Annotated in this window: 13 protein-coding genes; 5 read left to right on the top strand and 8 right to left on the bottom strand. The window is 64.5% G+C overall.

Features of this window, described 5'->3' with window-relative positions:
* Positions 1-4 precede the first annotated feature (4 nt).
* From ACVWYQ_RS27940 to ACVWYQ_RS27950, 3 genes are all read right to left on the bottom strand, one after another.
* Positions 5-1,276: a DUF892 family protein gene (locus ACVWYQ_RS27940; RefSeq protein WP_157282801.1), complete on the bottom strand. Its 1,272-nt coding sequence runs from the start codon at positions 1,274-1,276 to the stop codon at positions 5-7.
* Positions 1,277-1,394: 118 nt separating this feature from the next.
* Positions 1,395-2,849, bottom strand: a complete 1,455-nt coding sequence (gene hydA / locus ACVWYQ_RS27945) for a dihydropyrimidinase (RefSeq protein WP_271542804.1) — start codon at positions 2,847-2,849, stop codon at positions 1,395-1,397.
* Between the two features lie 69 nt (positions 2,850-2,918).
* Positions 2,919-3,548, bottom strand: a complete 630-nt coding sequence (locus ACVWYQ_RS27950; RefSeq protein ID WP_271542805.1) for a TetR/AcrR family transcriptional regulator — start codon at positions 3,546-3,548, stop codon at positions 2,919-2,921.
* A 103-nt stretch (positions 3,549-3,651) separates the two neighbouring features.
* Between ACVWYQ_RS27950 and ACVWYQ_RS27955 the strand changes: the two genes are divergently transcribed.
* The 3 genes from ACVWYQ_RS27955 (at position 3,652) to ACVWYQ_RS27965 (ending at position 5,001) form a co-directional block, all read left to right on the top strand.
* Positions 3,652-4,347, top strand: coding sequence for a PspA/IM30 family protein (locus ACVWYQ_RS27955; protein WP_404545837.1), 696 nt, complete (start codon positions 3,652-3,654; stop codon positions 4,345-4,347).
* A 52-nt stretch (positions 4,348-4,399) separates the two neighbouring features.
* Positions 4,400-4,675, top strand: coding sequence for a YiaA/YiaB family inner membrane protein (locus ACVWYQ_RS27960; RefSeq protein ID WP_035997898.1), 276 nt, complete (start codon positions 4,400-4,402; stop codon positions 4,673-4,675).
* Positions 4,676-4,794: 119 nt separating this feature from the next.
* The gene (locus ACVWYQ_RS27965) at positions 4,795-5,001 is read left to right on the top strand and encodes a hypothetical protein (protein ID WP_025033895.1); all 207 of its coding nucleotides are present in this window, start codon (positions 4,795-4,797) and stop codon (positions 4,999-5,001) included.
* 83 nt (positions 5,002-5,084) lie between these two features.
* On the opposite strand, the gene ACVWYQ_RS27970 is transcribed toward ACVWYQ_RS27965, so the two are convergent.
* The 4 genes from ACVWYQ_RS27970 to ACVWYQ_RS27985 all read right to left on the bottom strand — a co-directional run bounded on the left by ACVWYQ_RS27970 (position 5,085) and on the right by ACVWYQ_RS27985 (position 8,809).
* Complete coding sequence (locus ACVWYQ_RS27970; protein ID WP_275497871.1) at positions 5,085-5,546, bottom strand: DUF3237 domain-containing protein; 462 nt, start codon at positions 5,544-5,546, stop codon at positions 5,085-5,087.
* A gap of 204 nt (positions 5,547-5,750) precedes the next feature.
* Complete coding sequence (locus ACVWYQ_RS27975; protein WP_157283672.1) at positions 5,751-7,070, bottom strand: TRAP transporter large permease; 1,320 nt, start codon at positions 7,068-7,070, stop codon at positions 5,751-5,753.
* 2 nt (positions 7,071-7,072) lie between these two features.
* A complete protein-coding gene (locus ACVWYQ_RS27980) occupies positions 7,073-7,582 on the bottom strand; it encodes a TRAP transporter small permease (protein WP_035997911.1) in 510 nt (169 codons plus the stop codon).
* Positions 7,583-7,792: 210 nt separating this feature from the next.
* Positions 7,793-8,809 carry a TRAP transporter substrate-binding protein gene (locus ACVWYQ_RS27985; protein WP_157283823.1) on the bottom strand — a complete coding sequence of 339 codons (1,017 nt, stop codon included), beginning with the start codon at positions 8,807-8,809 and terminating at the stop codon, positions 7,793-7,795.
* Between the two features lie 414 nt (positions 8,810-9,223).
* Between ACVWYQ_RS27985 and ACVWYQ_RS27990 the strand changes: the two genes are divergently transcribed.
* A complete protein-coding gene (locus ACVWYQ_RS27990; RefSeq protein WP_035997915.1) occupies positions 9,224-9,643 on the top strand; it encodes a PaaI family thioesterase in 420 nt (139 codons plus the stop codon).
* Positions 9,644-9,757: 114 nt separating this feature from the next.
* Here the strand turns inward: ACVWYQ_RS27990 and ACVWYQ_RS27995 are convergent, their stop codons facing one another.
* Positions 9,758-10,642, bottom strand: coding sequence for a LysR family transcriptional regulator (locus ACVWYQ_RS27995; RefSeq protein ID WP_404546436.1), 885 nt, complete (start codon positions 10,640-10,642; stop codon positions 9,758-9,760).
* Positions 10,643-10,763: 121 nt separating this feature from the next.
* On the opposite strand from ACVWYQ_RS27995, the gene ACVWYQ_RS28000 reads away from it, so the two are divergent.
* A complete protein-coding gene (locus tag ACVWYQ_RS28000) occupies positions 10,764-11,396 on the top strand; it encodes a pyridoxamine 5'-phosphate oxidase family protein (protein ID WP_271542809.1) in 633 nt (210 codons plus the stop codon).
* Positions 11,397-11,487 lie beyond the last annotated feature (91 nt).

The raw sequence follows: 11,487 nt of genomic DNA on the forward strand, positions 1-11,487 counted from the left end.
CGGACTACTCGGCCTGCTCCAGCGCGGCGGGCATCTTCGCCACCGACATCAGCGATCGCGCGACCTGGTTGAGCAGGAGGTCGGCATTCTCTTCCTCGGCGAGAGATTTGGAGAGCAGGGCGACGATCGCGCTGTGGCGCAGCTGCTGCGCGAGGTTGCGCGCGGTGGTGTAGCCGGCCATCTCGTAATGCTCGACACGTTGCGCCGCAGAGATCAGCGCGAGGTCGGCGGCTGCATCCTCCTTCTCTTGGCTTTCCTTCATGACCTCCTGGCCTTCCTCGATCAGGCCCATCATGCCCTTGCAAGGCTTGGCGCGCGCGTTCTCGCCGAGCAGCTCGAAGCACTCGTTGATGCGCTCGACCTGGTTTTCGGTCTCGGCCAGATGCTGCTCGAACAGTTCCCGCAACTGGTCGAAGCGGGCGGACTGCGCCATCTTCGGGAGCGCCTTCGTCAGCTGCTTCTCGGCATGGAGGATGTCACGCAGCTCATGGAGCAGCAGATCGGTCAGGCCGGCCTCGTCGACAGGCGGTGAGCTCTCCGCGACGATCGGGGTGGCCGCGCCGGGATCGGCGGATTGCAGCGCAGGCGATTCCGTGAACACCCAGTCCTCGCCCTCGTTCCAGGGGCCGCGGGTATCGATTTCGCCGTGGTCGCCGCTGCCGGTGGAATCGTTGAAGTACTGGTTCACGAGGCCGGGCGTCGGCGCGATCCGGCCGATGCTGAAGGCCGGCTTCGACAGGCTCTCGAGTGCGCGCGCGAACGCCTTCATATGCGTGATCTCGCGCGTCATCAGGAATTGCAGCGCGTCCTTGCTGCCGGCATCGTCGCAAAAATTGATCAGGCGCTCGTAGACGATCTTGGCACGCGCTTCGGCGGCGATGTTGCTGCGGAGATCGACGTCGAGCTCGCCCGTGATCTTGAGATAGTCCGCGGTCCAGGGATTGCCTTGCGAGTTGAACAGATTGACGCCGCCTCCGCCGGCAATCGCGATCAGAGGATCGGCCTCTGCCGCCTGGCGGTCGTTCCGCGAGGGCGCAAGATGCATCCGGGCGAGGCAACCGACGACCTCGAGATGGCTGAGCTCTTCGGTGCCGATATCCATCAAGAGGTCCTTGCGGTCGGGATCCTCGCAATTCAGTCCCTGAATCGAATATTGCATCGCAGCCGCAAGTTCGCCGTTGGCGCCGCCGAACTGCTCGAGGAGCATATTGCCGAAGCGCGGATCGGGCTCGTCGACGCGCACGGTGAACATCAGCTTCTTGACGTGGTGATACATGGGAGACTCGCGTGCTGGAGAGAAACTACGCGACAACGAGGCCTCCAGCCGTTCGTTCCTAAGTCTCTCCGAGATCGAGGCTGTCGTTGCCCGGATGTCTGCCAGGGAGCGCGATGGCTTACGGCGTCACCGCACCGCGTGCGACGGCGCGCGGAGCCGTCAGTTCCTTCCAGGCCGAGTTTGCCACATGCACCGGCGAGAATGCGGGACGTTCGACGTATCGCCCATCGCCGGCCTCGGCGCGCAGATCGCCATCCTTCCAGACGATACGGCCGCGCGATAGCGTCGCGGCCGCACCGCCGGTGCAGGCAAAACCCTCGAACACGTTGTAATCGATCCGGCTCATCTGCCGCTTGGCACTGATGGTCTTGCTCGCCTTGGGATCCCACACCACGATATCGGCATCCGAACCCACGGCGATCGCGCCCTTGCGCGGATAGATGTTGAGGATGCGGGCGATGTTCGCCGAGGTCACCGCGACGAATTCCTCTTTGGTCAGCCGCCCCGTGGCGACGCCCGCGGTCCAGAGCAGCGCCAGGCGATCTTCGAGGCCGCCGGTGCCGTTCGGGATCTTCCTGAAATCGCCGCGCCCGAACCGCTTCTGCTCGGTGGTGAAGGCGCAATGATCGGTCGCAACCACCTGGAGCGAGCCGGCTTGCAGGCCGGCCCAGAGGCTGTCCTGATGCTGTTTGTCGCGGAACGGCGGCGACATCACGCGCTGTGCGGCATGATCCCAGTCCTTGTTCTGATATTCACGCTCGTCCAGCAGCAGATGCTGGATCAGGGGCTCGCCATAGACGCGCTTGCCGGCGGCGCGTGCCCGCGCGATGGCCTCATGCGCCTCGCGGCTGCTGGTATGCACGATATAGACCGGCGTGCCGGTCATGTCGGCGATCATGATGGCGCGGTTGGTGGCTTCGCCCTCGACCTCCGGCGGCCGCGAATAGGCGTGCCCTTCCGGCCCCGTGACGCCGCGCGCGATCAGGGCGTCCTGCATCAGGGCGACGACGTCGCCGTTCTCCGCATGGACAACCGGTATGGCGCCGAGATGGGCGCAACGCGCGAACGAGTTGTAGAGCTCGTCGTCGTTCACCATCAGCGCGCCCTTGTAGGCCATGAAATGCTTGAAGGTGTTGATGCCGTAGGTTTTGACCACAATCTCCATCTCGTCATGGATTTGCTTCGACCATGACGTCACCGCCATGTGGAAGCCGTAATCGCCGGCCGCTTTCTCGGATTTGTGCCGCCACTCCTGATACGCTGCCAGCATGGATTGGCCGGGATCGGGCAGGCAGAAATCCACCACCATGGTGGTGCCGCCGCTCAGCGCCGCCTTGGTTCCGGATTCGAAATCGTCGGCGGTGACGGTGCCCATGAACGGCATTTCGAGATGGGTGTGCGGATCGATCCCGCCCGGGATGACATAGGCGCCCCCTGCATCGATGACCTCGCTACCCGTCGGCGCATCGAGCGCTGCGCCGATCGCGACGATGGTCTCGCCGTCGATCAGCACGTCCGCGCGGCGCGAATGATCGTGATTGACGACGGTGCCGCCGCGGATGAGGAGGGGCATGAGGTGCTCCGAGAGGTGAGGGACGGCTCGAAGGCTAAGCGCGCGACTGGCGATGCGACAGGTGAAATTTTAGTCAGCCGCCGCCGCTCCTTTCACGTCGTGCGCGATCAGCCCGTCGATCATCGCACGCACGAGGCCCGTGATCTCCTTGCGCAGCGCCGGCAGCGGCACGGCCACCAGCTTCTGCTCCAGCCCGAGCGCCACCATGCCATGCACGGCCGAGAACAGGCTGCGTGCGGTGATGCCGAGTTCCTCCGGGCTGCGCCCAGGAAACAGCGCGGCCAGCGGCTGGTAGATATGACGGAACAGCTGCATCTGGTCGTGCACGGACCAGTCCGGCACCAGCTTGCCCGTCTCCATCCGGTGCTCGAACAGCGCGCGCCAGAGCTGGAGGTTTTCGGCGGCGAAATCGCAATAGGCGAGGGCGATGCGGACCAGGGATTCCCGTGGCGATGGCTCGCCGGCATTTGTTGCGAGAGTCAGCGCCTCGTCGAGCCGGAGCAGCGTGCGCGAGCCGACCCGCAGGATCAGTTCGTCGACATCAGCGACGAGATTATAGACCGCGCCATTGGCACAGCCGATCTCGCGGGCCAAATCGCGCGTCTTCAGACCTGCCAACCCCCGCTCGGCGATCATCTGTTCTGCCGCCTGGATCAGGGCGTCGCGCAATTTCTCTCGCCGTTCCAAGGCCTTAGTCATTCTTAATCAAGTTTGTGAGCGCCGCTCAAAATAATATTGAACGATGTTCACGTTTCCTGCTACAAAGCTTTTGTGAGCAACGCTCATAGACAGGGAGCAACCAATGTTCAAGACCGTCGTGACCCTCTTCCGCGGCAGCGTCGCCGCTGCGGGCGAGGAACTGGAAGACCGCACCGCCCTTCTGATCCTGGACCAGCAGATGCGCGATGCGGCCGCAGCCGTCGAGCGCAGCAAGCGCACGCTGGCGCTGGCGATCGCGCAGGACCAGCAGGAAGGCCGCAAGCTCGAGGCCACGAATGCGCGCATCGCCGATCTTGAAACCCGTGCCGTTGCGGCGCTGGATGGCGGCCGCGAGGACCTCGCCAAGGAGGCCGCCGAAGCCATTGCGGCGCTGGAGGCCGATCGCGATGCGGCCATGACGGCGCGCGCGCTGTTCGCGACCGAGATCGCGCGGCTGAAGCGCCACGTCGCCAACGCGCAGGCCCGCATCACCGAGCTCGATCGCGGCCGCCGCATCGCCCGCGCCTCGGAAGCGGTGCGCTCGCTTCGCCGCAGCGGCATCGAGGCCGCGCGCCCCTATGAATCGACATTGCCGGAGGCGGAGGGGACCTTGAAGCGTCTGCGCGAGCGGCAGATGGAGGCGCAAGCGGCCGACGATGCCCTGGTCGAGATCGACGCGGCCACCGGTCCGCTCGCCACCGCCGAACGACTCGCCGAGCAGGGCTTCGGCCCGCGGCTCAAGACGACCGCAGACGACGTGCTGGCGCGGTTGAAGTCCAGGCGCATGCCGGCGGCCTGATCTCAAGTTCGAACCCGAACACCATCATCATTCCAATCGACAGGAGACTATCATGAACCAGAACGGCCAGCCCCACAGCGGTGCCTGGGTGAGCTTCACCTACGCGTCCTTCGCAGCGTCCGCCTTCCTCGTTGCCATCGGCATCTTCTTCCTGCCGATCGACCTCTGGATGAAGGGTTATCTCACCATGGGGATCGTGATGATGATCCAGACCTGCGTCACCCTGACCAAGACCGTGCGCGACAATCATGAGAGCAGCCGCCTCGTGAACCGCATCGAGGATGCCAAGGCCGAGCGGCTGCTGATGGAGGTCTCCAAGGCGGCGTAAGGCGAACGGTCGCAGCGCGCCCTCTGGGGCGACAGGGGCGCGCGCGGCAGGCAGGGTGCATTGTGCTTCGCGTGCAGGTGCGATATGGCTCTCGCGCTTTCCAGAGGCGGAGACTAGCTTTGTCGAAACAATCCCTGCGCGAGGAGGCCGAGCGCCTGATCCGCGAATCGATGGAAAAGAAGACCATCGTGGTCAAGCAGGGCACGACCCGCATCGAGGCCGTCTGCGGCAAGTGCGGAGCGCCGAACCGGGTGCAGGCGGAGAAGGGCCAGACCCGCGTCAAGTTCGCCTGCAAGAACTGCGGGCATAAGCAAGAGACGTTGTAGGCGTCTTCACCTCATCCGGGTCGCCCCCGGCGATGCGCAGCATCGTCCGGCGCGATCCGGCTAGAGGCCCTACGGCCTCTCCCTCACATCACCTGATGCACGTCGATCACGACGCGATCCGCATGGCGCGCCGCAGACGCCACGAAGATGTGCTCCATCAGCCAGCGGTACTTTTCGTGCCCGGTCTCGAACCTCGGCACGGTGCGGAAATAGATCAGTTTCGGATCGACCGGCTCGCCGCGCTTGAGCTTTTGCAACAGCTCGACCGGGCCGAAGCGCATACCTCTGTTCTCGACGTAGACGGTCGCACCGTCCTCGGTCTCGAAGGCGTATTTCGCTTCGAGATCGATCAGCTCGTTGGGCCGGATGGTCTGGAAGTCGGCGCCGAAGGGGAGCACCTTTCCGCTGACCGCGCCCGTCACCTCGCCGCCGATGATCGGAATGATCCGGCGGACGCCGATTCCGGTCTCGCCCGCGGTCACGACGTCGCCGATCCGCGCGGTGATGGTGAAGACGTATTTGGTTTCGAGGGTCGGGGTGGTCATCGCTTCACCTCTTAATTGACCATGACGAACGATACCGCGTCTTACCCTCCCCTGGAGGGGGAGGGTCGGCGCGAAGCGCCGGGGTGGGGTGATCTCTCCGCTCGGGCAGTCTTCAATGTGGAGAGACCGTCACCCCACCGCGCTCGCGCTATGCGCGATCGACCCTCCCCCTCCAGGGGAGGGCAAGTAACGGTCTTCGCCAAGCTAATGCGCCATCATGCGCGTCGGCAGCCAGGTCGCCAGCAGCGGCAAGGCGATCAGGATCACGAGGCGCACGAGGTCCGTTGCCACGAACGGGCTTACGCCCCTGAAGATGGTGGAGAAGGAGACGTCCTTCACTACGCTTTTTATGACGAAGACGTTCATGCCCACCGGCGGAGTGATCAGGCCGAGCTCGACCGTCACGACGATGATGATGCCGAACCAGATCGGATCGAACCCCAGATGCATGATCACCGGGAAGATGATCGGCACGGTCAGGATGATCATCGCCATGGCATCCATCAGGCAGCCGAGCACGAGATACATCACCATGATCAGCGCCAGCACGCCGTAGGGGCCGAGGCCGAGCCCGGTGAGGAATTCCGTCACCTTCTGCGGCGTCTGCGTCACCGTCAGGAAATAGCCGAAGATCAGCGCGCCGATCAGCACGGTGAACACCGCAGCCGCGGTGCGCGTCGCCTGCAGCAGCGAGGCCAGCACCTTCTCGCGGTCGAGGCGGCCGGTCAGCACGCCGATGATGAAGGCCCCAGTCGCGCCGACGCCGCCGGCCTCGGTCGGCGTGAAGCGCGGCAGGAAGGGCAGTCCGTAGAGGCCGCCGATGACGAAGATGAACAGCAGCACCGGCGCCCAGATCTCTTTCAATCCGGCAAAGCGCTCGCGCCACGGCGTCACCTTGCCCTTGGGCAGGAAGTCGGGACGGAAATAGCCGATCAGGGAGATCGTGATCATGTACATGGTCATCGCGAGCAGGCCCGGGATGATGCCGGCGATGAACAGCTTGCCGATGTCCTGCTCGGTGATGATGCCGTAGACCGCAAGAACAGTGGATGGCGGTAGCATCGCGCCCAGCGTGCCGCCGGCCGCGATCACGCCGGTGGCGAAGGATTGCGGATAGCCGAAGCGCCGCATCTCGGGATAGGCGACGGCGGAGAAGGTCGCCGCGGTCGCGACCGAGGAGCCGCAGATTGCGGCAAAGCCGCCGCAGGCGCCGACGGTGGCAATGCCGAGTCCGCCGCGCAAATGTCCGACGAAGCCGTTGGCGGCGCGGAATAGCTCGCGGCTCATGCCGGAATTGCTGACGAAGGAGCCCATCAGCAGGAACATCGGGATGACGCCGAAGGTGTAGTCGGTCACGGTCCGCATGGTGACCTGACCGACCATCTTCAGGGCCGGTGTCGAGCCCACGAGATAGCTGAAGCCGCACACGCCGACGAGGCCCATGGCCATGCCGACCGGCACGCGCAGCAGCATCAGGGCGAACAGGGCGACGAAGCCGATGACGGCGACGGCGTCGGTACTCATGGTTACTCCGTCACCTTGATCTTGGGTTCATGCATGTCTTCGGGGTGGAAGATCAGCCGGTACGTGCGGATCGCGATCAGCAGCACGGCGCAGACGTCGCCGATCCACGCGACGAGGAAGAATGGCCATGTCGGCATGTGCAGGTCGAAGGTCTGGACGTTGTCGTTGTAGGTCAGCCGAACCTTGTCGAACAGCGTCCAGGTCTGCACGGTGACGACGAACAGCAGCACCAGGGTCGCGAACACGTCGATCCAGCGCTGATGGCGCGGCCCGACATTGCCCCAGACCAGGTCGACCGTGATGTGGGTGCCGCGATAGGAGGTCGCCGCGATGCCCCAGAAAATGAGGATGCCGAGCAGCATTCGGCCGATGTCGAAGCTGTCGGGGATCGAATAGTTCAGCGTGTTGCGCAACAGCACCGACAGGAAGATGTCGAGCGCGACGATGCCGACGAAGCCGGCCGCGATCCATTCGATCGAATCGATCACGCGATCCATCCAGGAGCGCTTCATGGGGGAAGATTCCTATCTAAATCCAGCGAAGCCGGGTTCAGTTTGTCCGCGAGGGAGGTGCGCTCCCTCCCCCGCTTGCGGGGGGAGGGTTGGGGAGAGGGTGCTTCCACAATCGAGAACCCCCAAGAGGAGAGAGCCCTCACCCGCGCCTTCGGCGCGACCTCTCCCGCAAGCGGGAGAGGTGCAGTGAGCGCGTGCCACTGCTGGGCGTCACTCCGCCAGCGCGTTGTACTTCTTCAGCGAGGCCTTGAGCTCCGCGAGCGCCGCATCCGGTTCGGCGCCGGCCTTCTTGGCGCCGTCGCCCCAGGTCTTGACCAGCGGCTCGGCGGCCTTCTTCCAGGCCGCGATCTGCTCGGGCGTCAGCTTGTAGACCTCATGGCTGGATTCCGCCTTCACCTTGGCGATGCCGGCGTCCTCGAACTTGCCCCAATGCTCGCCGACCGCGCCTGCCATCTCGACCGTGCAGTTCTTGTCGATCGCGGCCTTCTGCTTGTCGGACATCGCATTGTACTTGTCCTTGTTGATCACGAACACGAAGGTCGTGGTGTAGAGCGGCGCCTCCATGTCGTACTTGGTCACCTTGTCGATGCCGAACAGCACCAGTGAGCCCCAGGGGAAGGTGACGCCGTCGGCGACGCCGCGCTCGATGATGTCGCGCACTTCCGGCGCCGAGGATTGCACGTTGGTGCCGCCGAGCGAGGTGACGAAGTTCGCCATGGTGGCGTGGGCGGGGCGGATCTTCATGCCCTTCACGTCCTCGGGGTTGACGATCTTCTTGGTGCGGGAATGGAACGAGGAGGGCGAGTGGACGAAGGCGAGGCAGTATTTGACGTCCTTCATCTCCTTCTCGGCATATTTGCGATACCACGCGTCGAGGCCCATCGAGCCGCCCTTGGCATCCGAGATCAGGAACGGCAATTCCCCGGCGCCGATGATCGGGAAGCGGCCGGGCTGGTAGCCGGGATTGACATAGGTGACGTCGGCGATGCCGTCGCGCGCCATGTCGTAATGGTCGAACGCCTTGCCGAGCTGCTGGGCCGGAAACACCTTGCCGGTAATGGTGCCGCCGGAATCCTTGTTCACCGCAGCCACCCAGTCTTCCAGCGATTTCTGCAGCGGATGCGATGCCGGCACCCAGTGCGAGACCTTCAGCTCAAATGTCTTGTCCTGCGCGAGCGCAGGGCTCACGCTTGCTGCCAGCAGCAAGGCCAGACAGGCTTTCCTCATCACGCGTCTCTCCCTTTTGCGACGGCGGGCTTCGTTGGCCCGGTCTCGTTAATTAACATGTTATATAATTCGCTGACGCGTTCAAGCCGGAACTGAGGCGCGCCGTGTCGCGCCATCTACGTCAGCCATGTTGCATGGATTTGTCGCTGCTCGGGCGACCACCGCCCTCCCTTTGCGCAAACGTTATATGGTATAATTATCGCCTGCGAGCCTCTGCCACAAGCAGGCTGCGACCAAAGCCTAACAGGATCGGAAGCAGCATGTATGCGGACAAAGGTCGCAATCGTCGGGCCGTTGCGGCGATGGCGGGGCTCGTTTCAAACATCTGCACAAATTCCGTTTAAAGCTTTGTAGGTGATGCATTCCTCGCGTCATTCGCTTCCAATGCAGCCAAGGCAATGAAGCGAGACCGCCATGACCCGCACCGACATCCCCGCCGGCTACGAGCCGCATTTCCGCAAAGCCCCGCTGACCGATCCCTGGGAGCCGCTCTATTCGAAGAAGACCGACAAGGGCGTCACCGTCGGACTGCGCCTGGCGACGCCACACACCAACGCCCGCGGACTGATCCATGGCGGGCTGATCGCGGCGCTCGCTGACGCCGCCATGGGCTACAGCTGCGCCCAGGCGACTGGCTGGACCACGTCGTTCGTCACCATCTCGCTGTCGGTCGATTATGTCGGCGCTGCCGAGATCGGCCAATGGCTCGCGGTCGAAGGCGAGGCGATCAAGACCGGGAACACGATCTGCTTCGCGCAGTGCCTGGTGAAGGCGGACGACGCCGTGATCGCGCGGGCCAGCGGCACGTTCCGGGTGGTGCCGAAGAAGGGGTGAGGCCCAACTCTCTCTGTTGTCATGCCCGGGCTTGACCCGGGCATCCACGTGTTTGGCACCGCATGCGTGGTGGCGCGTGGATGGCCGGGACAAGCCCGGCCATGACGGAAAAGATCACCCAAACCTCCACTCCGCCGTCTCCACCACGAGATCGACGAACGCGCGCACCTTGGCCGAGAGCAGGCGCGAGGTCGGGTAGACGATGTGGATCGGCAGCGCCGGCTGCTCGTATTGCGCCAGCACGATCTTCAGGCGTCCGCCCTTCAGGCCCTCGGCGGCCTGATAGGCCAGCACCCGCGTCACGCCGCCGCCGGCCTCGGCATATTGCAGGGCGGCGTCGGCGCTGTTGCTGATGAAGCGAGGCGACAGCGGCAGCCCGATATCGCGGCCGTCGCGCAGGAAACGCCATTCGGACCAGGGGCCGAACTGGATGGTCTGGTGCGTGGCGAGCGCTTCCGGCGTCTTCGGCTCGCCGTTGCGCTTGAGATAACCGGGCGCGGCCACCACGATCCGTCGCATCTCGCCGACCTGGCGTGCGACAAGCGAGGAATCGGCGAGATGGCCGATCCGCACCGCGGCATCGACGGCGTCCTCGACGAGGTTGACGAGATGGTCGGACAGCCTGAGCTCGGCCGTGACCTCGGGATAGCGCTTGAGATAGGCGGTCATGACCGGCCCGACATGCAGGCGGCCGAAGCCGACCGGCGCGGACACGACGAGGCGCCCGCTCGGCCGATGGCGTTCCTCCCGCGCCGAGCCGTCAGCCTCCTCGACGTCGGCGAGGATGCGCCGCGCGCGCTCCAGATAGCGCGTGCCGACGTCAGTCAGCGCCACCTGCCGCGTGGTCCGCTGCAGCAGCCGCGCGCCGAGATGCTCCTCCAGCGCCGCGATCATCCGCGTCACCGCCGACGGCGACAGCCGCAGTTTGCGTGCGGCCGGCGCAAAGCCGCGCAGGTCGGCGACCGTGACGAAGACTTGCATGGCTTCCAGGCGGTCCATGGGCATTATTGCATATATCGCAATGATGAAGTGTCAAGCTGCTCAATTGTTTTAGACGCCGAAGGGCCCAGATTAGGCGCGGAAGACGCAGCAATGCGCCGGAATTTCAGGAGACGTTCCGATGACGGCAATTGATACTTATGCCAGCGACGTGGCCTTTTCGCCGGCGGTGAAGACGATCCAGGCGCGCAAGGGCTCGCGCGAGGCCTATGCGCGCAGCGAGCAGCGCGGCTGGCGCACCGAGGTCGACGACAATCTCGCCGCGTTCCTGGCCGACGCCAACAGCTTCTATTTCGCCACGGCCTCAGCCGACGGCCAGCCTTATATCCAGCACCGCGGCGGCCCGAAGGGCTTTCTCAAGGTGCTGGACAAGCAGACGCTCGCCTTCGCCGACTATGCCGGCAACCAGCAGTTCATCACGCAAGGAAATCTCTCGGAGAATTCCAAGGCCTACATCTTCGTGATGGACTACGCCCACCGCCGCCGTGTGAAGATCTGGGGCGAGGCGCGCGTGGTCGAGGACGACGAAGCGCTGACCACGTCACTGATGCCGAAAGGCTACCGCGCCCGGCCCGAGCAGGTGATCCTGTTCAAGATCGCAGCCTGGGACACCAACTGCCCGCAGCACATCCCGCAGAAGTTTGATGCAGCCGATGTCGCGGCCGCGCTGGCGGCGAGGGATGCGAGGATCGCAGAGCTGGAAGCGGAGGTTGCGGCGCTGAAGGGGGAGAAGACAGCGGGTGTAGCTCCGTAACCACTTCTTCTTTTACCCTCCCCTGGAGGGGGAGGGTCGATCGCGCGAAGCGCGAGCGGGGTGGGGTGATCTCTCAACACGGGCAGTCTAC

The organism is Bradyrhizobium sp. USDA 3397, from assembly GCF_054060965.1.